Below are 23,866 nucleotides of genomic sequence, written 5' to 3'. Positions count from 1 at the left end.
TCCCGCTCACCATTGTCGCGAATCATACTTGGACACGAACCCGTCCAATATGCCAAAGCTTGTCGGCATATCGACTTGAAACGGAGCTATTTCCTTGGCGGACAAGGCGGAACTCTTAACGCCTCTGATGCGCCTTCGAAGACGGCATCAAGCAGCAAAGGCATTCGGCGCCTTGCTGGCCGTCGGCCTTGCGCTGCTATTTGGTATCGTTCTTTCCGTCAATGACGGACGCAACTACCAACGACTGGTGACATGGCTTGGAATGGACAAATACCTCGCGCGGCCTTTTGCCGCTTCGCCGCCGCCTGCTTTGCGCGCGCGCCGCACGACGCTGCTCATCGATGCGCCGCCGCGACTCATCCGGCCCGTTGCCGGCCTGCACGACCGGCTGCGTATGCTCCCGCATCGGACAGCCCACGAGCGATGCGAGCGTCTGGGTGAGGATGGCTTGGCCTCCAGTTTCCAGGCAGCCGGAGGTGATTGGGAATGCCTGTTTTCGACGCAACGCGGCACAACGCCGGAGCCTTCGGTGCTATTCATCCAAGTCAAGGGAGCATCGTCCAGCACGTTCCGCACGTTTCGTCTCAAGCTCAGCCTACTCGACCCAGGAAAGGACGATGAAATGTTCAAGCTGGTGGCCCGATCAATCGATCGTTTCGGGATCGAAATGGCACCGGAGAACCTACATTACCTCTATGACCGGATCAGAACGGGTCTCAGCTTTTCGTCGCGATTCGACGGCTACCGTGTCAGCTACGAGCGCGAGAGGGACGATGATCGACGTTTCAACCTTTTGATCACGCAGTTGCCCGAGACCTCGACATGTGGCCAATCGGCAGTATCGTCGAATGGTGCCGCGATGCATTCCTCGATCGTGCGCTTTCCGATCGAATGCCTGCCTTTGCAGCAACGGACCTTGTCACGCCCGATCCAGCCTAACTAGATCAACATCATCGCCCAGTTCACGCCGCGCGGTATCCATCAAACTCGTCTGGTGGGTGAATAGGATCGACTGGAACGCGCCACTCGATTCTGCCAGCGTCCGAAGGCCAGCTGCCGTACGTTCATCATCGAATGTCTGGAAGATATCATCCAGCACGAGCGGCGCCGGTTCATTGCGAGCGCAATAGTCCTGAAGAAACGCAAGCCGAAGCGCCAAATACAGTTGATCGCCGGTTCCCTCACTCAATCCGGAAAGCGGCACCCGCTCGCCGGTCTTGCGCTCGACAGCCAGTTGCAGCTCATCGTTATCATCATAGACCTGAATGAGGCGAGCGAACCGGCCGCCCGTCAAATCGGAAAACACCTCACCGGCGCGTGTCATGACAGGATCGGCCTGCTGCTGGCGATAGGTTTCCATCGAATGGGAAAGCAGCGACCCTGCGAGCTTCAGCACCACCCAGCGACGGGCGAGCTCCTTGGCTTCCTGCTCGGCCGCCAGTTTCTCGAAGACGGCGCGTTCGGCGCCGGTGCCCTTTTCCAGCTCCTGCCTGCGCCGCAGATTATCCGCCTCGCCAGCGCGCAGATCGGCAAGACGATTGACCTGCCTGCTGTCTTCGGCCTCCAGCCGCTCGATTTCGACAACGGCGGATATCCTGTCAAAATCGACCAACGCGGCTCTCACCGCCTCTTCGTCCAGACCATCCGCCTGCTCGATAAAACGATTGCGGCAGAGTTCCTCGCTCGCGAGAAGCTTTCTGCGCTCCACAAGGTCCACAAGCACCGCAGTGAGTTGATCCGGCTGAACGGAAGCGGCACCTGCCAAGTTCTGCCGTTGGGCATCCAGCCCGACTGCCTCGGTGATGTAACGGGCATGGGCAAGCTCGTTGCGCTCCAGAGCAGTCGTCAGCGTCTTGCGCTGGTTATCGGCAGCGCGCGCCTTCGTCACACGGTCATTCAGCATGCCAGCCGCAACATCTGCCGGGATGGAGCAGAGATCCGGCGCAAGCGAGCCCGACAGGGTGGCTACCTCTCCCTCGAAGGCTTCCATGTCGCGGGCCATGCCGCGCACACGCCGATTGCGGTTCTGTCTCTCGGAAAGAAGGTCCGGCAGCGTGCGCCAGATATCCAACGCAGCATTGGCCATATCGATCGTCGCATCTTCGGCAAGCCCGGCTGATGCGGCAGCGGCAGCGAAACCGGATCGCCAGAGATCGACCTTTTTGCGCAGATCCGTCTCGTCGGCTTCCAGTCGTGCCAGCGTCTGGCTTGCCGTATCGCGCATCCGCTCGATGGTGCGTCCCTCGCTCCACTGACGGCTGATTTCCTCCAGGCGAGTCGAAATTTCCCGTGCAAGGCTACGCGGTGGCAGGACACCGGAGGATGCGCCTGTGGCGTCTGCCAAAGCGTCCAATGCCGGCCGCACCGCCTCTTCCCGTGAACGCAGGATCTCGTAGTCGTCTTCCGCGGCATTCAGGGTGGAGGAAAGCGCCAGCAATCCATCGACCATACGGCGCCATTCGATCATGCGCTCGGGCGCGCCGGGCGTCACCGGAACGGCGTGGAAAAGATCTTCGAACTCGGTCACCGCATCGGAAGCGGCAATAGCAGCCTCTTTGGCCGCGCGTTCGGCCGCGGCAATCGCATCGGCAATTTTACGCTGTTGCAGTGTCAGTTGCGCATGGCGCGAGACGCGTTCGGCATCGGAAAGCGCCATATCGGCTAGCCGATCCGCGTCCTGCACGGAAGACTTTGCTGCCTGCAAAGCCACGTCTGAAGGGTTGGAGGCCAGAGCCTCGATGAGGCCATCGCGTTCCTGTCGTGCAAGCTCGATCGTGTCGCGCGAAACGATCCTGCCCTCGCCTTCGAGAAGCGCAAGCTGGGCCTGAAGCTCATCCGCGTCACCCTTCAGACTTAAGAGCTTTTGCACTGCCTGCGCATTTTCCTGCCTTGCAGCTTCGATCAGGCGGCGATGATGAACAAGCGTCTCCATGTCCGGCAGCGGAACGGATAGAAGAAGGCCCAGATCCCGCACAGGAGGATCAAGGCGTGCTGACGCTGTATCGAGATCGCTCCTGGCGCGGGCGGCGCGTACTTTCAGCGTTTCGAGATTGGCGAGTTCCTCGATCTCGGGACGCAGGGCGGCAAGCTGGTCGCTCAGCGGCTTGGGGTCGACAATGCGGGCGAGCGGCGCATCGGCTTCGAGCTTGCGGAGCGCATCGGCTTCCTCGTCGATGCGCTTGCGGAGCTGCCGCATCTCGCGATCGAGTTCGCCGCCCTCTTCCACCAGTTGGCGAAGGCGGACAAGATCGGCATCGGCCGGCTGCATGCGCTCAAGATCGGAAAATTCCCTGAAGCCGAGACGGCGCGAAGCCTGCAGCAGTTTCTGGTCAAAATCGTCCACTTCGGCACGAACCCGCGCGATGTCCTCCCTCGCCTTGAGATAGACGCCGCTGCGGCCATAGGCTGCCAGAATGTCCGGTGCAGCGACGAGTAGCGCGTCATCCACCTTGATGGCGTCGATCTCTTCACGAAGCCTTGTCAGCTCGTTTTCGGAGGCAACAAGCGCGTCGGCATTTTCCTGCCCGGCTTTAAGCGTCGTCGCTAGCTTTTCCTCGAAACCATCCGGCAGGCTGGCCAGCTCCTCGTGCTGCGCCAGAAGCGCACGTTCGCGGTCCAGTTCGCGTAATAGAGGTTCAAGCGCGATTTGCCGGCGCAGACGGTCGAGCGCGCGCCTGGTCTCTTCGCGCCCGTGCTGGAGCGTGTGGATCTCGGAGCCGAGTTCCGCCTCCTCCTTAAGCAGCGCCTTCCAGTCGCCGGCCTTCAGCTCGTTGTCGCGCTCCGCCTTGCGGGCTGCATCATGGGCATCGAGAGCCTGATAAAAGCTGCGGTCCTTCGACCGGCGCTGAGAATAGATGGCGTCCGCATCCGCATCCAGCGACTTGCGCAGGCTGGACAGGCCGGTCAGGCCCGAAGCGGCGGAGAACAGCAGGCTGCCGATCTCGCCACCGCTTTTAAGCATGGTCTCGCCACCGGCGCGCAGCGAATCCGAATTGAGGCCGAAGGCGCGTTCGAACACATCGCGGGAAAGATTTCCGAGATAGGGTGCGAGCGCATCGTCAGCGAGGTTCTCTTCCGCATCGGAATGTCCGAGCAGCGTGTTCTTGCGCCCCTTGCGGCGGCGGAAGGAGAGCTCCTGCCCGTCGCGTGCAGTCAGCTGCGCTCCGATGCGCAAAGAACCGACATCATGCAAGAAACCGTAAGTCGAGCGTTCGGGAAAACCGAAGAGCAGATCGGAGATGGCCGAGAGCGCGGAGGATTTGCCCGCTTCGTTCGGTCCGTAGACGATATGCAGCTTGGCGCCGGGGCGGAAGACGAGCTGGCGGTCAGTGAGCGCGCCATAGCGCAGGATGTCGAGACGATCGAAACGCATGGTCAGCCGGCCTCCGCGGCGCGGGAAACGAGAAGGTCACGCGCCTCGGCAAGAAGCACATCGATATCATCGCCAAGCGGCAGATCCCCTGCCCCGCTGCCACCCGGCAGTCTGGCGGCGATTTCGGCTATGCGGGCAGACGCCTCCTCCAGAAGTTCCGGCGGGAAGCCTTCCATGGTCAGAAGGCCATCGAGGCCAAGCGTGCCGGTGTTGCGCTCGGATGTTCGGTCATCGGGCTCAAGACGCAGGTCGAGCTTTTCGAGCCAGATATCGGCATGGCCGCGATGGCAGGCGGCCTGCACTTCATCGCGAAAATCCTCGGCCTTCGACAGGAGCTGCTTTCGAACACGGCTCTTGCCGGTGATGCGGACACGCAGCGCCAGCGGCCGGCCTTCCATGGCATCGGCGATAGGCTCGATTGCATCCTCGATACGGCGCAGCAGGGCTGCAGCCGTGTCGTCGCTTTCCACTGCGATCGTCAGTTCGGCAAAGCGGGCGCTGTCGGTGATCAGGCGCTCATAGGCAATGCGGCCATCCTCGACCGTCACGAGCACGGCGCCCTTGGCTCCGGTCTCGCGGATCGAGCGGCCCTGCAGGTTGCCCGGAAAGACCACGAGCGGGTCTTCCGCGACGATTTCGAAATCATGGACATGGCCGAGCGCCCAGTAGTCGTAACCGCGCGAGCGCAGGTCTTCCACGGAACATGGCGCATAGGGCGCGTGCGGCTCACGGCCGGTCAGCGACGTGTGCAGCACGCCGATATTGAACCATCCGGCCTCGGGCCTTGGATAGGCGAGCGCAAGATTTTCATTCGCCGAGCGTTCGGCGAAGCCTTGTCCGTGCAGCGCGACCTTCAAATGCTCCAGCCGGAAGGTGCCGGGCTTGCCGGTCGGGAACTCGCTAACATTCTTCGGCAGCGTGATGGTTCTGGTGATCACACTCTCGGCGTCGTGATTGCCCTTGAGCAGAAAGACCGGGATGCCGGCGCGTTCCAGCCGCGCCACTTCGCGGTTGAAGAACAGGCCGATCTTGTTGTCCTTCCAGTCGCCGTCATAAACGTCGCCGGCGACGATAAAGAAATCAACCTTGCGCTCCACCGCTTCATCGACAAGCGCCGAAAAGGCCTTGCGGCTTGCCTCGACAAAAAGCTCGGCGAGATCGGCATCCTTGAGGGCCAGTCCCTGAAAAGGGCTGCCGAGATGCAGGTCTGCGGCATGGATGAAGCGGAAGGAACTCATCGAATCGTCTCATGCGAACACATCAGGAACGCCAGACTTAAGGTAGCAGGCCCCAAGAAAAAAGGCCGGGTGCGCAAACACCCGGCCTTTTCCTGTTGAAGATGGAGATCCGTCAGTTGGTGACCTTGAGGGTGACCGGCAGGAACAGGGTCTCGCCGGATGAGTCGTCAACGCCGTCATTGTCGGTGACCATGAAGGCCTTGCCGGACTTGTCGAAGGCAAAGCCTTCCAGCTTGTCGAGAACGTAGCCGTTGGTGGCGTTCTTCAGGTCCGGAAGGAAGTCATGGACCTCTTCCTTGGCAACGAGCTGCAGTTCACCGCCGATCTTGGCAGGCTTCATGTCCTTGAGCGAAACGCGGTAGAGCTTCTTCAGCTTGGCGGCGTCGCCGATCAAGTTGTCGCGTTCGACGATATAGAGATGGTCGCCATTGGCGGTGATTTCCGAGAGACCGACCCAGCCCTTTTCAGCCTTTTCGAGCGGATAACGGACGGCTGCCCATTCCTTCGACTTCGGCTTGTAGGAAAGAAGCTTCACCTGGCCCTTGGGATCATCCTTCCATTCGCGCTGGATTGCCATCCAGAGCGTCAGGTCGTCACCGGAACCGGTCGTGGTGACGCCTTCGAGACCGTAACGGCTTTCGCCGGCCAGAAGTTCGGCAGGCAGGCCGATCTCGGCCTTGATCTCGCCCTTGGCATTGACGTTGTAGATACCGTGACCGACCAGCTTGTCGCTATCGCCTTCCGATGCCAGCCAGAAGCCGCCCTTGCCATCGAGTGCGATGCCTTCGATATCGAGCTTCTGCGCCGGCTGGCCGTTGCGGGTGATGCGGACGACATTGGTGATCTCGGCCGGCTTGCTTGTCGTGTCGATGGTGAAGATCGACGGCTGCATGGCATAAACGGAATCGTTCACCGCATAGAGGATGCCGTCCTTCTCGGCGTCACCAACGAGACCCGACAGCGCGCCCCAACCGATCAGCTTCCCATCGACATCCTTGGAAACGATGGTCGGATAGGCCTTCTTGCCTTCGGCAAGCTCATAGATCATCACATGCGAGCGGGGACCTCCGTCTTCGCCGAGATCGGCTTCATTTGCGGATGCAAGCAGGTTGCGGCCCGGAATGGCGACAGCGCCTTCAGGCGATACGCCCGACGGCAGAAGCTGCACGAGCTCCGGCTCGCCACCGGTATCCTTGTAGACCGCAATCATCGAACCGCGCTCCGAGAGCACGAAGAAATACTGCCGGCCATTGAAGATCGCGGCTTCCATGCCTTCCGGCTCGATGCCCTTGTTCTTGGCGCGCTTTTCCGGGAAATGACCGTGGCGGGCAATCTCGTGCTCGAGCGTCATGCCCGCATCGTAGAGAACCTTCCCGGTACGGTCGAAGATGGTGAAGCCGCGCGAACCGCCCTTGTAATCGCCTTCATTGGCGATGACGAGGCGATCAGTGCCGAGCCACTTGACGGCGTCAGGCTCGCGCGGAACAGCGGTCAACTTGCCCGAAAAATTCAGCGAACCATCGGTCTTGGCATCGACGCCTTCGAGATCGACCCTGCCGGCGGTGAAGTGGCTGGTAACCTTGGCGGTCTTGCTATCGATGATGATGACGTGGTTGTTTTCCTGCAACGTCAGGGCGATCTCGCCATTGGCGTTGATGTTGACGAATTCCGGCTCCGGATCTTCCGGGGCGACTGTTGCAAGTCCGGTCACGTCGACGCGCTTGATGCTATCGCAGGCAGGAACTCCGTTTTTCAACGAGACGATCAGAAGTTCGCCTGCCGGAAGTTGCGGCAGGGCGCCGTCATTCAGGTCTTCGTCACGCTGGTTTTCGATGGCGATGGCGGCAAATGTGCCATCCGGCGCCACGACGACAGAATCCGGCTGGCCGCCTAGATCGCAGGTTGTTTCAAGTTTTTTCGAAGCAATATCGATGACACCCAGTTGGCCGGCCGGCTTCGTCAAGTCTTCGGTCTTGTCGATGGTGATGAGTGCCTTCGGACCGGCTGCAGCAACCGAGTTCGGTTCGCCATCTATGGCGATGGATCCACCTGCCTTCGGGGCCTTGGCGTCGGTGATGTCGATGAAGCCGATCGTGCCTCCCGGCGCGTCGGAATAGATCAGTGTGTTGCCATCCGCAGTCGCGGTGATGATTTCCGACGATGTCGCCTTGTCCTCGCCCTTAGGCAGGTTGGCGGCGACCGGGAAAGAAGCGATACGGTTAAAGACCTGCTCGGCGCTGGCGGGAGCTGCCACCGAGGCAAGAAGGATTGCCGTCAAGGCGGCGCGTGTCGAGAATGTCATGGGAAGCCCTCCGTGAAACCACAGGTGGGCTTTTGGGCCAGCCGCATGACACGACAATGACAATTTCATCATCATGAGTTGTATTATCGGCTGATTGAGCCCGCAGCATTCATCGCAATAGAAAAGGCCGGGCAAGCCCGACCTTTTCTATTGCGTAATCGGAAGTGGAGCAGATCACTTCTTCTTGGCGTTGTAAGCCTTGATGGCTTCCGAAACCTCACCCTCAGCATGCGCAGCGTTGTCAAAGCCGTTAAGCTCGACAGCCTTGCGGCCAGCCGGAAGCTGTTTGTAGACGCGGAAGAAAGCCTGAAGGCGTTCCTGCTCGATCTGCGGCAGATCGGTGATTTCCTTGATGTTATCGTAGGTCGGGTCGATCTTGCTGGTCGGTACGGCAACAATCTTGTCATCGACCTCGCCGCCATCGATCATCTTCAGAACACCGATCGGGCGAACCTTGATGATGGCGCCCGGAACGACTGGCTCGCGGGTGTAGACGATGGCGTCGAGCGGATCGTTGTCGCCACCGAGCGAAGAGGTGATCGAGCCGTAGTTGCCCGGATAAACGACCGGCATGGACTGGTAGCGGTCAACCACGACATGGCCGGTCTTGGCGTCGATCTCGTATTTGGTGAAGCTGCCCTGCGGGATCTCGATGGCGACGGCGAATTCCTTGCCGTCATCGGTTTTCTGCGGATAGTCGAGATAGGAAACGTATTCGGCAGAAGCTACGCCCGCGGTAACGAGAAACGCGGCGGCAGTCAGAAGCAATTTCATGGCAGGCCCTTTTCATGATGAGACGTCCCACCTAAGCGAGCTCTGTGACAACGCCGTGACAGATTCCCGTCTACAAAGTTTACCTCTCATACTGAAAAGGCCCGGCATAAACCGGGCCTCGTCCATCGCGAGTATTCCTTAAAAAATCGGCTCAGAACTTGACCGTATAGTTGCTGCGCAGCCAGACGGTCGGGTCCTGCCCCTTCGTCGTGGCGTTGACCATGAAGGAAGCGACCCCCTTGCCGAGATCAAATTCGGCGCCGAGACCGCCACGAGCCCAGAACTGCTGCAGATCCTGACCTTCGAGACTGAAGTCGCTGATCCCGGTCAACGTGCCGCTCGTAGCCGTCGAGCGGTTTTCGAACTGGTAGTCAAGCTCGGCCTTGGCCAGCAGACGGACAGTGTCGTTCAGCGGACGAACGAAATCGGCACCGAGACGGGCGATCGTCGAATGATCGCTGCTGCCGTCGAATTCGACCGGGAAGGAGCCGCCGGTTTCCGTATAGGCGTCAACCTTGGTATGCGCATAGGAAAGGCCGACATAGGGGGTGACAGCCGTGTTGTCGATCGTCACCGCATTCAGCCAGTCGAAGCGGATCTTGGCGCCCCAGGTTTCGGCATTGGTGTCACCTTCGGAATAGTCGGTCACTGCACCGCTCAGATAACCGCGATGGCTATCGATGCTGCTACGTCCCCAGTAACCACCGACCGTCACGTAAACGTTCTTGCCGAGATCGGCGGAGACTTCCGGGGAGAGATAGAAACCGCGCTGGCGCACATCACCGCCGGCATCGAGATCCTGATCGGTATAAGTACCACCTGCCGCGAAGCGCGCCGTCACACCATCGGCAATACCGTAACCGAAGCCGAATTCGCCAAGAGCCAGGCCGCCATCGGCGTGATCGCTGTTGTCATAACCGCCATCGATCGTGCCCCAGACGGATCTCTGGCCGGCGGTCAGCAGATTGCGCATCGGCGCTCCCTGCGCACCGAACATGATTGTGTCGGCACTGTTGACACCGCTCTGAACGATGACGTTGTTGGCCATCGCGACAGTCGGGAAAAACTCGGCGGTATCGATGATACCGCTTCCGCCTTCGCAGACGTCAGCGTTGCATTCGTTGCCGCCTTCCTCGCCCTGGCTTTCGATGACACGCGCGATATAGGTGGAGCCGGTAGTGGTCTCGCCGATGATGACATTGCCGTCAGCCGATACGAGATCGGCGGTTTGCGTCATAGCATCGCCGATGGTGGCACCTTCGGCTGCCAGCCAGTCTTCGACAGTCACCATGCCGGTCGCCTGCGTCCAACGAAAGCCGTGGCTCGTGGACTGGGCGTCTGTTGCCGATCCGACCACGACGCCGCCGTCGGCATTAACCGCACTCGCCGTGGATGAAGTGCCACCGAGAGTTCCGAGATCGGTCATCACGTCTGTTGACCCGACATACCGGTAGGCGTGAGACGACGTGTCGCCGGTCAGGTAGGAACTGCCGACCAGAACATTGCCATCGCCGCTCATTGCGTTCAGGAACGTGTAAGAACCGCCCAAGCTTCCGATGTCGACCATCTCGGTCTCTTTAGTCCATCGGAATACGTGGTATGGCGACGACGAGGATGTATATCCAGATCCGGCGACCACCGATCCGTCGTCGCTGACAAAGTCAGCGCTGGAGTTGTCATAAAGCGTATCGATGTTCTCCATCGTGCCGCTGTCTACAGTCCATCGAAATGCGTGATAATTTCCGTCTAGTGTGTCGGCCTCGCCGACAACAGTTTTCCCGTCGGTGCTCACAGCGTATGCGTACGAATCCCGCCCACCAAGCGTGCCTAGACCGATCATTCCCTCAGAATATGTCCAGTAAAAAGCTTCGGCCATGAAGCTCATGACGCTTACGTATCCCGCAACGGCGGTTCCGTCGCCACTTACAGACTGAGCAAAGCTACCGGTGGTGTCAGTGTCAACTACACCCAAGTCGACGAAACCATTCGCTGCAGTCCATACGAAGGATGTCTTGCGACCGGTCACGGCATCAGAATAGTAGCCCGTCACGGTCTTACCGTCGGCGCTCAAACCACTCAAATTGAGATAGGTGACGCCGGACGGTGGCGTGATTGACTGAATGTCGCCGGTTGCTGTCGATATAAGTGAATAGGTGTAGGTCCCGGCATTCTGGTCGTAATCAGTTTTGAGTACGACCGAACCATTACTGCTCAAACCGATAACTTCGGGTCCGGAGGCAGCATGTGCAACGGAAGCAACACTGACCATAGCCGAGAGAGCAGAACTCGCAAGAAGACAAAGGGTCTTTGATTTAAGAAACATTTCTGGATGACTCGCTGATCGTTTAAGACGGATGCCGTCAGCGACGCCGAGATATGAAATGCCTCATAAAAATAAGAACTAATCATATTTCTAAATTAAGAATCGCTTGTGCCCCCACTGACGAATTGGCCGTGATGCACTCGATCTGACAAGTAGTTCGAAATCTACCGGCCGGCGTTTCTCTGACAAATGACAACAAAGCGGAAGCACTGTTGCCGGGCGGCACCACTGCCCAATAACCGTTAATTGTTGCAAGTCCGCAGCATCCACCGGGAGTGGAGATGATGTGTTATGCAACAAAAAACCCCGGAAGTTATCCGGGGTTTTAAGACCATGGCAGGGATACTGCCCGGTGAAGTCTTACTTGCCGTTTACGGCGTCCTTCAGGCCCTTGCCGGCCGAGAACTTCGGAACGTTGCGAGCCGGAATATCGACTTCTGCGCCGGTCGACGGGTTGCGGCCCTTGGAGGCTTCGCGGCGGGATACGGAGAAGCTGCCGAAGCCAGCGAGGCGAATGTCGCCGCCGTTCTTCAGTTCGCCCTGTACGGTTTCGAATACTGCGTCCACGGCGGATGCGGCGTCAGCCTTGGAGAGACCAGCCTTTTCGGCAACTGCGGAAACCAGCTCGTTCTTGTTCATGTTTCCATCCCTTTCTACGGTTTTGGAACGACTCGATTAGTCGGCGCCGACAATAGTTTTGCGTCGGTGCTTGGCAACCCAAAAGCTCTGAGATCGCCTGAAAAACAAGGGGTTTCATGCATTTTTCACAAAAAAAGCCGGCTTTCGCCGGCTTTCTCCACAATTCAAACTCGGTTGACCCGAGGGATCGCTCAATGGGCGATGCCTGTCACACCGTCCTCGGCCCCCTCGACCGTTGCGATAACGGGTGTCTCAACCGTACCATCCCACTCGATCGGTTCAGGACGACGAACCAGAGCATGCTTGATCACCTCGCCCATGCGGGACACGGGGATGATCTCCATGTTGTTCTTCACGTTGTCCGGAATGTCCGCCAGATCCTTGGCGTTTTCTTCCGGGATCAGAACCGTCTTGATGTTCCCGCGAAGGGCTGCAAGCAGCTTTTCCTTCAGGCCACCGATCGGCAGGACGCGACCGCGCAGGGTAATTTCGCCTGTCATGGCGACATCCTTGCGAACCGGAATGCCGGTCATGATCGAAACGATCGCCGTTGCCATACCGACGCCGGCAGACGGGCCGTCCTTCGGGGTGGCGCCTTCCGGCACGTGAACGTGAATGTCCGACTTGTCGAAACGCGGCGGCTCGATGCCGAAATCGACGGCACGGGAGCGGACATAGGATGCCGCAGCCGAGATCGATTCCTTCATCACGTCCTTCAGGTTGCCGGTAACGGTCATGCGACCCTTGCCCGGCATCATGACGCCTTCGATGGTCAGGAGCTCGCCGCCGACTTCCGTCCACGCGAGACCGGTGACAACACCGACCTGATCCTCACCTTCCGCTTCGCCATGGCGATAACGCGGAACACCGAGGTAATCCGAAATGTTGGCAGCCGTGATGGCGACCGACTTCGTCTTGCCCTTTATGATCTCGGTCACGGCCTTGCGGGCGAGCTTCATCAGCTCGCGCTCGAAGGAGCGAACACCGGCTTCGCGGGTGTACTGCTGGCTAATCGCCATCAGGGCATCGTCGGAAACCGAGAATTCGTTCGGCTGCAGTGCATGTTCCTTGATCGCCTTCGGCAGAAGGTGACGCTTGGCGATCTCGCGCTTTTCATCTTCGGTGTAACCGGCGATGCGGATGATCTCCATGCGGTCCATCAGCGGACCCGGGATGTTGAGCGTGTTCGCCGTGGTGATGAACATCACGTCGGACAGGTCGTATTCGACTTCAAGATAGTGATCCATGAAAGTCGAGTTCTGTGCCGGATCCAGGACTTCGAGCAGTGCCGCCGACGGATCGCCGCGGAAATCCGAGCCCATCTTGTCGATTTCATCGAGCAGGAAGAGCGGGTTGGACTTCTTGGCCTTCTTCATCGACTGGATGATCTTGCCAGGCATCGAGCCGATATAAGTGCGGCGGTGACCGCGGATTTCGGCTTCGTCACGAACGCCACCGAGCGCCATGCGCACGTATTCGCGGCCGGTCGCCTTGGCGATCGACTGGGCGAGCGACGTTTTACCGACACCCGGAGGGCCAACGAGGCAGAGGATCGGGCCCTTGATCTTGGTGGCACGCGCCTGAACCGCCAGATATTCGACGATACGCTCCTTGACCTTGTCCAGACCGAAGTGATCCTGCTCGAGGATTTTTTCGGCGTTGTTGAGGTCGGCCTTGATCTTCGACTTCTTGGCCCACGGAATACCCAGCAGCCAGTCGAGATAGTTGCGCACGACGGTGGCTTCCGCCGACATCGGGCTCATCTGGCGCAGCTTCTTCAGTTCGGCATCCGCCTTTTCGCGGGCTTCCTTGGAGAGCTTGGTCTTGCCGATGCGTTCTTCCAGTTCGGCCATCTCGTCACGGCCTTCTTCGCCGTCACCGAGTTCCTTCTGGATCGCCTTCATCTGTTCGTTCAGGTAATATTCGCGCTGGGTCTTCTCCATCTGGCGTTTTACACGCGAGCGAATGCGCTTCTCGACCTGAAGGACGGAAATCTCACCTTCCATGAAGCCGAGCGCCTTTTCCAGACGCAACTTGATCGACACCGTTTCCAGCATTTCCTGCTTTTCGGTGATCTTGATCGACAGGTGCGAGGCGACCGTGTCAGCAAGCTTCGAGTAGTCCTCGATCTGGCTGGCGGCGCCGACGACTTCCGGCGAGATTTTCTTGTTCAGCTTTACGTAGTTCTCGAACTCGGAGACGACCGAGCGAGACAAGGCCTCGACCTCGACTGCGTCCTCTTCAGGCTCGTCGAGAATGTCGGCCTTGGCCTCGTAAAACTCCTCGCGGTCCGTATAATTGCTGATCTCGGCACGTGCTCGACCTTCGACGAGAACCTTGACGGTGCCGTCGGGAAGCTTGAGGAGCTGCAGCACGTTAGCGACCGTGCCGATTTTGTAGATCGCATCAGGCTCCGGATCATCATCGCTGGCATTGATCTGGGTGACGAGCATGATCTGCTTGTCGGAGCCCATAACCTCCTCAAGCGCGCGGATGGATTTCTCACGTCCGACGAACAGGGGAACGATCATATGCGGGAAGACCACAATGTCGCGCAATGGCAGGACCGGATAGGTCGCAGAGCCGGATGCTGCAGACGTTGAACTTGTCATCTTGTTTCCTTTCCATCGCCCCGTTTCCGGGATGGCTTGAGCAATTACCCAAGCACTTCACTCCCGCTCAAGGTGGAGTTTTCCTATGTCATTTTCAAGCCTTGCAGCAGCCCAGTCGTCGCCAACATGACAGGGATATTACAAAGCACTCGCATAAATGTTTGACGTTGCCATTATCCGCCCGACCAGCTCCGGCCATCGACGGAAACGTGAATGGCTTTCAACCTCACACCGAAGCCGAAAAACCGAAGCAGCGAGAACAATCATGATCTGCGTGCTTCACGTCTAAAGCAAGCTGAATATCGCGCAACCGTCCGCATTAGGAATTTCCCCAGAACGCAGCGAGCAACCACAGCTTACCTACGAAAAGAGGCCCCAATACGGGGCCTCGATCAAATCTATACTACTGGTCCCGGCTTAGGCCGAGACATTGGCTTTCTCGTCCTGGCGATCCGCATAGATGTAAAGCGGACGGGCATTGCCCTTCACCACATCGTCGGAGATGACGACCTCGCGGACGCCATCAAGGGCCGGAAGCTCGAACATCGTGTCGAGCAGGATCTTTTCCATGATCGAACGGAGGCCGCGGGCGCCGGTCTTACGCACGATCGCCTTGCGGGCGATTTCGCGAAGGGCGTCCTCGTGGAAAGTCAGTTCCACGTCTTCCATCTCGAACAGGCGCTGATACTGCTTGATCAGTGCGTTCTTCGGCTCGGACAGGATCTGGATCAGCGCATCTTCATCGAGATCCTCGAGCGTTGCCAGAACCGGCAGACGACCGATGAATTCCGGGATGAGGCCGAACTTGACCAGATCTTCCGGTTCCAGTTCGCGCAGCACTTCGCCGACGCGGCGGTCGTCAGCAGCCTTGACCGATGCACCGAAGCCGATCGAGGTCTTCTCGCCACGGGCCGAAATGATCTTGTCCAGACCAGCGAATGCACCGCCGCAGATGAACAGGATGTTCGTCGTGTCGACCTGCAGGAATTCCTGCTGCGGATGCTTGCGGCCACCCTGCGGCGGAACCGAGGCAACCGTGCCTTCCATGATCTTCAGAAGCGCCTGCTGCACGCCTTCGCCAGATACGTCGCGGGTGATCGACGGGTTGTCCGACTTGCGCGAGATCTTGTCGACTTCGTCGATATAGACGATGCCGCGCTGGGCGCGTTCGACATTGTAGTCGGCGGCCTGCAGAAGCTTCAGGATGATGTTTTCGACGTCTTCACCAACGTAACCGGCTTCGGTCAGCGTCGTTGCATCAGCCATCGTGAAGGGAACGTCGATGATGCGGGCGAGCGTCTGGGCAAGATAGGTCTTGCCGCAGCCGGTCGGGCCGACGAGCATGATGTTCGACTTCGCAAGCTCTACGTCACCGCCCTTGGAGGCATGCGCGAGGCGCTTGTAATGGTTGTGAACGGCGACCGACAGGATGCGCTTGGCCTGCTGCTGGCCAATGACGTACTCGTCAAGAACCTTGATGATGTCCTGGGGCGTGGGAACGCCGTCGCGGGACTTGACCATCGAGGTCTTGTTCTCTTCGCGAATGATGTCCATGCACAGTTCGACGCATTCATCGCAGATGAATACTGTCGGTCCTGCAATCAGCTTGCGGACCTCGTGCTGGCTCTTTCCGCAGAAGGAGCAGTATAGGGTATTCTTGGAGTCGCCGCCGTTGCCGCTGCTGACTTTGCTCATATCACTTTCCTTCCAGCACTCTGCGCTCACGTAAAGACGGGCGCAGTCCACTCAACCGCTGCCGGCACGTGACACCGACGGGCTTCACGTGCCTGCCCTGTTCCGGGGGTACTCTACCGGTCCAGATAACGGTCCGGCGGCAACGAAACCCCTAAGAAACGAATGCTATGTCATAAAAGTTCAACACAGCATTAATAGTTACTAATAGCGCTTTCCGGTCGACTTGAAACCCCTTTTTGCTCACAACAGGGTTACAGTGACCGAAAGGCTACAACCCGATCAGCCTTCCGAGCCGCCTTCGAGTTCCTGGCGCGAGGTCAGGATCTTGTCGATGACACCCCATTCCAGGGATTCGTCGGAGGTCATGAAGTGGTCGCGATCGAGGGTCTTTTCGACTTCCTCGAGGGTGCGGCCGGTATGCTTCACATAAACTTCGTTCAGGCGGCGCTTCATCTTGAGGATGTCGCGGGCATGACGCTCGATGTCGGACGCCTGACCCTGGAAGCCGCCGGACGGCTGATGCACCATGATGCGGGCATTCGGCGTTGCAAACCGCATGCCCTTTTCACCTGCGCAAAGGAGCAGCGAACCCATCGAGGCGGCCTGGCCGATGCAAAGCGTCGAAACGGCCGGCTTGATGAACTGCATCGTGTCGTAGATCGCCATGCCGGCGGTGACCACGCCACCCGGCGAATTGATGTAAAGCGCGATTTCCTTCTTCGGATTTTCGGCTTCGAGGAAAAGCAGCTGGGCGCAGACGAGCGACGCCATGTGATCTTCCACCGGACCGGTCAGGAAAATGATGCGCTCCTTCAACAGGCGCGAATAGATATCGTAAGAGCGCTCACCGCGATTGGTCTGTTCGACGACCATAGGCACCAGGGCCATTGCGGTATCAACTGGATTTTTCATGTCCGTCCTTTGTCAAATGCCTTGCCGAAGGCAACGTGGCGCTCCGGAATCATTGGAATGGGTCAATCCCTACATAGAGTGTCAATGACCGGTACTTCAAGACGGAGAGCCCGATATCCTTAACTCACGATCGTCCTGCCACCCATGCCGGGCTGATCGCATCTGCGCTGTCGCGAATAAATCGCTTCGGCTCAATGATACGGCGGCCCTGCCCACGGCCTTTTTTACCACCAAGGTAAAGCGAAGGTAAATCACACCGGACAATATCGCCCAACGCCAACTATAACGCCAAAAGCGAGCGCCCGGCGCAAACCCGACCTTAAACTTTCGAGGTTATACACACGCCAAGCCGAGGTTCGGCGGGGAGTATTGCGTTGGATATTGTAACGGGTTTCATGATCTGGGCCGCAGAGGCCAGCACGATCGGTGTGCTTTTATGGACACGCTGGTTTTACGAGCGCCAGCCGTTTTACTTCACCTGGGGAACCGGCTTCCTCTTTCACGGCATCGGCGTCGGCATGGTCGCGCTGCGCGGCACCCTACCCGATTTCGTCTCGATCGAGATTGCCAATGTCATGGCGCTTAGCGGCATCGGGCTTTGGGTTGCCGGAATGCTGCAATTCGACAAGCGGCGCGTGGAAGCGTTTATCGCCATTCCATCCCTGATCTTCGTCGCCGGCATGCTGCTTGAGCCGGTGCGGACCAACTTCAGCTATCGTGTCGCCCTGTTCCATGGCGCTGCATCGGTAGGATATCTTATGCTGATCGCCACCGTTCTTTGGGGCGAAAACGGCCGCTCGCAGACCCGCAGGGTTTTCGCCGCATGTGTCGGCGTCCAGGTTCTGTCGAGCACGGTAGTCGCGATATTTGCCCTGATCAGCAAACCGCAATCCTTTGCGGCAGGCAACAATTCCTTCCTGCTGCTTCTCGTCGCCGCCTTGTGCTTCATCGCCGCTATCATGAGCGGCAGCAAGCTCATCAACGAGCGCAATGAAGCCAAGCTGAAACTGCTCGCCGTCACCGACCCACTGACCAACCTTCTCAATCGCCGCGGATTGATCGACCAGTTCCACACGCTGAAGCGAATCCACTCGGGCGAAGGCGGATTACTGGCTCTGATCCATCTGGACCTAGACGGTTTCAAGCAGATCAATGATCTATACGGCCATCAGGCTGGCGACGAGGTGCTAGTCGCCTTCGCAAAAATCGGCACGGCCGCGCAGCGGGGACGCGGATCATTCGGCCGCATGGGCGGCGAGGAATTCGCATCAATCATGTATGTCGCCAACATGATAGAGGCCGCAAGCGTCGCAGAGGCGATCAGGACTACGCTGAAACAGCAGCCGATCAACGTCGGAGACCATCAGATACCCGTTACCGTCAGTATCGGCATTGCGCTGGCGGAAATCCGATCGGCCAACCTGGACACGCTTCTCAGCACGGCAGACCGCGCACTCTATGTAGCCAAGACAAACGGCCGCGACCGCACGGCGATCGGCACCGAGAGTGATGTATCGATCGTTCCCGCGATCGACCACGCTGATACGCAGGATGCACCGGTCCAGGCCAGCATGACGCAACAGGTAGCTGCACTGAGACGGATCGTGGCGATCGGCAAGTAAGCATTATGCATCGAAGGAGGCGGCTCCGTTTTTCGGCGCCGCCCTCTTGTCTTCGTCCACCCGATCACCCAAATCCCTCCCACACAAAAATGAGAGAGCGGGATATGGCGAAGAGACTTTACGGGGCTGTGGTCATCAGCCTGCTATCGATTTCGTCCGCACCTGCGCAGCAGGCCTCCGACACGGTTGCCCCCGAGAAAGCCACCGGCACTGCAAGCGCCAGCCGCGTGGAAGCGCGAGACTTCATGGTCGCAGCCGCCAATCCGCTGGCAGCGCAGGCGGGTCGTGAAATTCTCGCCAATGGCGGCAACGCCATTGATGCGATGGTGGCGGTGCAGGCTGTGCTCGGCCTTGTCGAGCCGCAGAGTTCCGGCCTCGGCGGTGGCGCTTTCCTCGTCTATTACGACGCGGCCGCGAAACGGCTGACCACATTCGACGCCCGCGAAACGGCGCCGATGGAGGCGACGCCGAAGCTTTTTCTCGACGATGCAGGACAGCCGCTGAAGTTCATGGACGCCGTTGTCGGCGGCAGGTCGGTCGGCACGCCCGGCACGGTGCGGCTGCTGGAGGATGTCCAGATCCGCTACGGCAAGCAAAGCTGGCCGGCCCTCTGGAAACCCGCCGCCAAGCTGGCCCGCGAAGGCTTTGCAGTCTCCCCTCGCCTCGCTTCGCTGATTGCGACGGAAGGCGACGCGCTGAAACGTTACGAAGGTGCAAGGAACTATTTCTTCGATGAGACCGGTGCGCCGCTGAAGGCGGGGCATATCCTGAAAAACCCCGAATATGCGAAAACGATTGAGGCGATTGCGACGGGCGGTGCCGATGCATTTTATCGCGGACCTATCGCCGAAGATATCGTCAAGACGGTGCGCGGTGCGCGCGACAATCCAGGTATTCTGTCCCAGACCGACCTTGCCATCTATCACATCAAGGAACGGGAGCCGGTCTGCTTTGCCTATCGCGCTCTCGACATCTGCGGCATGGGACCACCGTCTTCGGGCGGAATTGCTATCGGTCAGATGCTGGGCATGGCAGAGAATTTCGACCTCAAGGGCCTTGGTCCGGAGAATGTCGAAAGCTGGCGGATCATCGGCGACGCACAGCGCCTCGCCTTTGCCGATCGCGAGCGTTACGTCGCGGATACAGATTTCCAGCCGCTGCCGATCAAGGGGCTTCTTGAGAAGACATATCTCGGCGAACGGGCAAAGCTTTTGGATGGCGACAAGGCGCTTGCCAAGGATGCCGTCAAGGCAGGCGAACCCGAATGGGATCACGCCATGCTGCTCGGCCGGGATGCCGCGATCGAACTGCCGTCCACCAGCCATTTCGTCATCGTCGACAAGGAAGGAAACGTCGTCTCGATGACGACGACGATCGAGAACGGCTTCGGTTCTCGGCTGATGACGCATGGCTTTCTGCTCAACAACGAGCTGACCGATTTTTCCTTCAAGACCCATGATGGTGCACTCGCGGTCGCCAACCGTGTCGAACCCGGCAAACGGCCACGCTCCTCCATGGCTCCGACGATCGTGATGAAGGACGGCAAGCCGCTGCTCGCGATCGGCTCGCCGGGCGGTAGCCAGATCATCGGCTATGTGGCGCAGGCGCTGATCGCCTATATCGACTGGGGGATGCCGGTGGAACAGATCGTCGCCCAGCCGCATCTGATCAACCGTTTCGGTACCTACGACATCGAAGCGGGTACGACAGCCGAGAGGTTCGCCGAGCCACTGAAGGCGCTTGGCTATGAAGTCAAACCGGGCCAGATGAATTCCGGGCTGCATGCCATCGAGATCACCGGCACCGGGCTTGTCGGCAGCGCCGATCCGCGTCGCGAGGGCGTTGCTCTTGGCGAGTGACGGCAACCAGCTTATCCCGATTGCGCAGCGCCGGAATTTCGCGCTACGCATCGGGAATGACATCGCTTCCTGATTTTCTCCGTATCGATACCGCCAGCCGGCATGTTTCGCTTGATGGCCGCAATCCGGCTTTCTACAGCGACCCGAACCAGGTCTATTCAGCCCTGCATCAGCATTGTCCCACCTTCTACTGGGAGGAACAGCGGCAATGGTTCTTTACCGGCTATGAGCATGTGAATGCACTGTTGCGTGAGAGGCGTTTCGGGCGACAGATCCTGCATGTGGCAAGTCGCGAGGAACTGGGGCTGCCGGAGCCGCAGGCGCATCTTGTGAATTTCGATCTCGCAGAGCGCCATTCGCTGCTGGAAATCGAGCCGCCGGAACACACGCGGCTTCGAACGCTCATCAACCGCGCCTTCGTATCCCGTCATATCGAGAGGCTGAGGCCGGAGATTGCCGATCTGGCAGAAAGGCTGATCGACGGTTTCGAAAAGGATGGAAAGACTGAGTTGCTTTCCTCCTTTGCCGACATCATTCCCGTCACGATGATCTCGCGGATGATCGGCATTCCGGACGAGATGGGACCGCAGCTCTTGAAATGGAGCCACGCCTATGTCGGCATGTATATGTTCAAGCGCTCGAAAGAGGACGAATATGCGGCCGACCGGGCGGCGAAGGAGTTTGCCGATTACGTCAGGACGCTTATCGCCGAGCGCCGCAGGATACCTGCGGAGGACCTGCTCAGCCATATGATCCACACCGAGCATAAGGGCCACCACCTTACCGACGACGAACTGGTATCGACGACCATCGTGCTGCTCAACGCCGGGCATGAGGCGACCGTGCATCAGATCGGCAATTCGGTTCGGGTCATTCTCGAAAGCGGCCTTTCTCCGGCCGAACTTTTTCGAGATGAAACAGCCACGGAACGGACGGTGGAAGAAACGCTGCGCATCTGCGCACCCGTCCATATCTTTCAGCGATGGGCCCTGGAGGATTTAGAGATCGATGGCGTCAGCCTGAAGCGCGGCGACAAGGTCAGCCTGATCCTGGCGGCGGCCAATCTCGACCCGAAAGTGTATTCTGATCCGCTCACCTTCAAGCCGGAACGAAAGGAAGCTCAGAACCTCTCTTTCGGAGCGGGCATCCATTTCTGCATAGGCGCGCCGCTGGCGCGGCTGGAGCTCAATACGGTTCTGCCGATCCTGTTTCGACGCCTGCCCGACTTGAGGCTGGAGACGAAACCCATGGTCAAAGATGTCTATCATTTCCATGGGTTGGAGCGACTGGATCTCGTCTGGTGATGCAAAATCAGGCATCGAGCGACAGTACGCCACATCGAAAACACATGGCTCTTATGCAATCTGTTCGATTGTTTAGCGGAAACAGTACCTTATAGTACGGCTGAGGGAGGATCGTTGAACAGGACCCCTTCCGTGACCAAGCGCAAGACCGCGATTTTCCTGCATAAAAGCCTCCACGGCAACCGTTTCGCACAGGTTGCGCTGATCGTGCTTCTTTGGCTTGCCGGTGAAGCCGTGTCGCGCGGCACAGGTCTGCCGATCCCCGGCAGCGTGCTTGGCCTGTTTGCACTCCTCTATCTGCTGATCACCGGCACTATCCGTCTTTCCACCATGCGGCGCGGTGCCAATGTCCTGCTGGCAGACATGCTGCTCTTCTTCGTGCCCGCCGTTCTTGCCGTCCTCGACCACTCCGAATTTCTCGGCCTTGTCGGGCTGAAGGTTCTTGCGGTCATCTTTGCCGGGACGCTGATGGTCATGTGCATGACCGCGTTGGCGGTCGATGTCGGCTACCGGTTGATGCTCCGCATGGAGAGCAGACATGCCGTCTCTTGAGACGATACTGATCACCGTCTTCTGGTCGGCAGCAACGATCGCTATCTATCTTCTGTCCAAGCGAACCTATCGCCGCTGGCCGGCAATCTGGTCGTCGCCGCTGGTTTTGACCCCGGTCCTTCTCGCTGCGCTGGCGCTGTCGCTGCACACGACCTATAGCGAATATATCGGCGCCACCCGCTGGCTGATGGCCATTCTCGGCCCGGTGACCGTCGCGTTCGCAATCCCGATCTACGAGCAGCGGGCGATGATCATGCGCTATTGGCCTGTGCTGGCATTCGGCATCGTGGTCGGCAGCGGCACCGCAATCCTTACCGCCTGGGCCCTGGCGAGCCTGCTTTCCATTGATGGCACGCTTCGCCTGAGCCTGCTTCCCCGCTCGGTCAGCTCGCCGTTTGCCATGGCGATTTCGGAGAAGGTTGGCGGAGTGCCGGACCTGACGGCATTGTTCGTCGTCATAACCGGCGTGGCGGGCGCTGCACTGGGTGAGAAGCTGTTGCGGATCCTGCCGCTGAAATCCTCGCTGGCGCGAGGCGCGCTGTTCGGCATGGGAGCGCATGGCGCAGGCGTGGCCAAGGCCAACCAGATCGGCGCCGAGGAAGGCTCGGTCGCCGGACTGGTGATGGTGCTGGTCGGCCTCGTCAACGTGCTTGCAGCACCGATCCTCGCCTATATCCTGCGATAGAGCATTTCCGCCTTTCTTCGAAACGCGAAGCTGCTCTATCCTTTTGGCTCAGCGCGATTCCGCACGCAAAGCCGGTTTCCACTTTTGCTGGAATTGCGTTAGCTCGAAACGCCGTAACGGGCAGCCGGCTTGCGCAGCGACAGATGCGGGCCGAGAGCACCGCGGGCGGCCAAATAGGCATTCCAGATGCCGTCATCCGCAAGTGCCGGTATCGTTACAATCTCGCCCTGATCGAAACCTGCGAGCGCGGCATCCACCAGATCGGTGACATCCATGACCATTCCCTGATCCAGATCGTCGAAGGAGCGGCCGACACGATCGAAGATTTCGGTGCGCGTCAGGCCCGGCAGGACGGCCTGGATGCGGACGTTCTTGTCCTTGAGTTCGGTGGCAAGAGATTCAGTCAGGCTCAGGACGAATGCCTTAGTCGCAGCATAAGTGCCGTTGAATATCTGCGGAGCAAGAGCCACGACGGAGGCCGTGTTGATGATCGCCCCTGCCCGGCGCCTGGCAAATGTCTGGGCGGCAGCGACGGCAAGACGATTGGCGGCCGTGACGTTGAGCGCCACCATCGTGTCCAGATAATCGACATCGCTTTCAAGCAATGACGTAACAGGCCCAATGCCGGCGTTATTGACGAAAAGCGTGATCGCCTCATCCGTCCTCAACCGATCCTCGACCTTGAGGACGTCGGCGCGATCGCTGAGATCGGCGCGCAGTACATCGGCTCTGATGCCGTAGGCCTTTGCCAGTTTGTCGGCCAGCTCCCCGAGCCGAGCGGCATCACGCGCGACGAGGATGAGATCGTAACCGCGGCGGGCAAGCCGATCGGCATAGGTTGCGCCGATCCCCGAAGATGCGCCGGTTACGAGTGCAGTTCCAAGCTTGGATGTCATGGCAATTCTCCTGTTTCGATGATGACTGGAATTTGCTGGTATATGCCACTATATTTGAGCGAGGATTTTGCGAGTGCAAGT

General features: G+C 59.0%; 16 protein-coding genes. 6 read left to right on the top strand and 10 right to left on the bottom strand.

Translation table 11 applies throughout. From position 1 onward, the window contains the following. The first annotated feature begins 94 nt into the window (after window positions 1-94). Window positions 95-943, top strand: coding sequence for a DUF6030 family protein (locus tag MRBLMR1_RS24965; RefSeq protein ID WP_500066875.1), 849 nt, complete (start codon window positions 95-97; stop codon window positions 941-943). On the opposite strand, the gene MRBLMR1_RS24960 is transcribed toward MRBLMR1_RS24965, so the two are convergent. From MRBLMR1_RS24960 to clpP, 9 genes are all read right to left on the bottom strand, one after another. Beyond that, the gene (locus MRBLMR1_RS24960; protein ID WP_500066874.1) at window positions 920-4,372 is read right to left on the bottom strand and encodes an AAA family ATPase; all 3,453 of its coding nucleotides are present in this window, start codon (window positions 4,370-4,372) and stop codon (window positions 920-922) included. The genes MRBLMR1_RS24965 and MRBLMR1_RS24960 overlap by 24 nt on opposite strands. Before the next feature lie 2 nt (window positions 4,373-4,374). After that, complete coding sequence (locus tag MRBLMR1_RS24955; protein WP_183827031.1) at window positions 4,375-5,610, bottom strand: metallophosphoesterase family protein; 1,236 nt, start codon at window positions 5,608-5,610, stop codon at window positions 4,375-4,377. A gap of 112 nt (window positions 5,611-5,722) precedes the next feature. Next, on the bottom strand, window positions 5,723-7,912 hold the full coding sequence (locus tag MRBLMR1_RS24950) for an esterase-like activity of phytase family protein (protein WP_500066873.1): 2,190 nt from the start codon (window positions 7,910-7,912) through the stop codon (window positions 5,723-5,725). A 174-nt stretch (window positions 7,913-8,086) separates the two neighbouring features. Then, the gene (locus tag MRBLMR1_RS24945) at window positions 8,087-8,686 is read right to left on the bottom strand and encodes an inorganic diphosphatase (RefSeq protein WP_148147347.1); all 600 of its coding nucleotides are present in this window, start codon (window positions 8,684-8,686) and stop codon (window positions 8,087-8,089) included. Between the two features lie 151 nt (window positions 8,687-8,837). Then, window positions 8,838-10,901: an autotransporter domain-containing protein gene (locus MRBLMR1_RS24940; RefSeq protein ID WP_500066872.1), complete on the bottom strand. Its 2,064-nt coding sequence runs from the start codon at window positions 10,899-10,901 to the stop codon at window positions 8,838-8,840. Between the two features lie 468 nt (window positions 10,902-11,369). Beyond that, a complete protein-coding gene (gene hupB, locus MRBLMR1_RS24935; RefSeq protein WP_112457241.1) occupies window positions 11,370-11,648 on the bottom strand; it encodes a DNA-binding protein HupB in 279 nt (92 codons plus the stop codon). A gap of 191 nt (window positions 11,649-11,839) precedes the next feature. Beyond that, entirely contained in the window at window positions 11,840-14,260 is a 2,421-nt protein-coding gene (gene lon / locus MRBLMR1_RS24930) for an endopeptidase La (RefSeq protein WP_206826158.1), read from the bottom strand. A 417-nt stretch (window positions 14,261-14,677) separates the two neighbouring features. Then, window positions 14,678-15,955, bottom strand: coding sequence for an ATP-dependent Clp protease ATP-binding subunit ClpX (clpX, locus tag MRBLMR1_RS24925; protein WP_148147344.1), 1,278 nt, complete (start codon window positions 15,953-15,955; stop codon window positions 14,678-14,680). A gap of 279 nt (window positions 15,956-16,234) precedes the next feature. Beyond that, entirely contained in the window at window positions 16,235-16,867 is a 633-nt protein-coding gene (clpP, locus tag MRBLMR1_RS24920; protein ID WP_206826159.1) for an ATP-dependent Clp endopeptidase proteolytic subunit ClpP, read from the bottom strand. A 374-nt stretch (window positions 16,868-17,241) separates the two neighbouring features. Here clpP and MRBLMR1_RS24915 point away from each other — a divergent pair, with 374 nt between their 5' ends. The 5 genes from MRBLMR1_RS24915 (at window position 17,242) to MRBLMR1_RS24895 (ending at window position 22,889) form a co-directional block, all read left to right on the top strand. Continuing rightward, window positions 17,242-18,489 (top strand): GGDEF domain-containing protein, encoded by a 1,248-nt coding sequence (locus tag MRBLMR1_RS24915; RefSeq protein ID WP_206826160.1) that lies wholly within the window; start codon window positions 17,242-17,244, stop codon window positions 18,487-18,489. A gap of 104 nt (window positions 18,490-18,593) precedes the next feature. Continuing rightward, on the top strand, window positions 18,594-20,348 hold the full coding sequence (gene ggt, locus MRBLMR1_RS24910) for a gamma-glutamyltransferase (RefSeq protein WP_500066871.1): 1,755 nt from the start codon (window positions 18,594-18,596) through the stop codon (window positions 20,346-20,348). Between the two features lie 56 nt (window positions 20,349-20,404). Continuing rightward, a complete protein-coding gene (locus MRBLMR1_RS24905; RefSeq protein WP_148147340.1) occupies window positions 20,405-21,652 on the top strand; it encodes a cytochrome P450 in 1,248 nt (415 codons plus the stop codon). Between the two features lie 132 nt (window positions 21,653-21,784). After that, window positions 21,785-22,204 carry a CidA/LrgA family protein gene (locus MRBLMR1_RS24900; protein WP_148147339.1) on the top strand — a complete coding sequence of 140 codons (420 nt, stop codon included), beginning with the start codon at window positions 21,785-21,787 and terminating at the stop codon, window positions 22,202-22,204. Next, on the top strand, window positions 22,191-22,889 hold the full coding sequence (locus MRBLMR1_RS24895; RefSeq protein ID WP_148147338.1) for an LrgB family protein: 699 nt from the start codon (window positions 22,191-22,193) through the stop codon (window positions 22,887-22,889). The genes MRBLMR1_RS24900 and MRBLMR1_RS24895 overlap by 14 nt, the downstream gene beginning before the upstream one ends. 98 nt (window positions 22,890-22,987) lie before the next feature. Here the strand turns inward: MRBLMR1_RS24895 and MRBLMR1_RS24890 are convergent, their stop codons facing one another. After that, entirely contained in the window at window positions 22,988-23,785 is a 798-nt protein-coding gene (locus tag MRBLMR1_RS24890; RefSeq protein WP_500066870.1) for an SDR family NAD(P)-dependent oxidoreductase, read from the bottom strand. Window positions 23,786-23,866: the final 81 nt, after the last annotated feature.

Origin of the sequence: Neorhizobium sp. LMR1-1-1.1 (assembly GCF_040675795.1) — a bacterium.
In the GTDB taxonomy this organism is placed as follows: Bacteria; Pseudomonadota; Alphaproteobacteria; order Rhizobiales; family Rhizobiaceae; genus Neorhizobium; species Neorhizobium cellulosilyticum.
The sequence above is the reverse complement of the archived record's forward strand: the minus strand, read 5'-3'. Positions and strand labels throughout refer to the sequence as shown.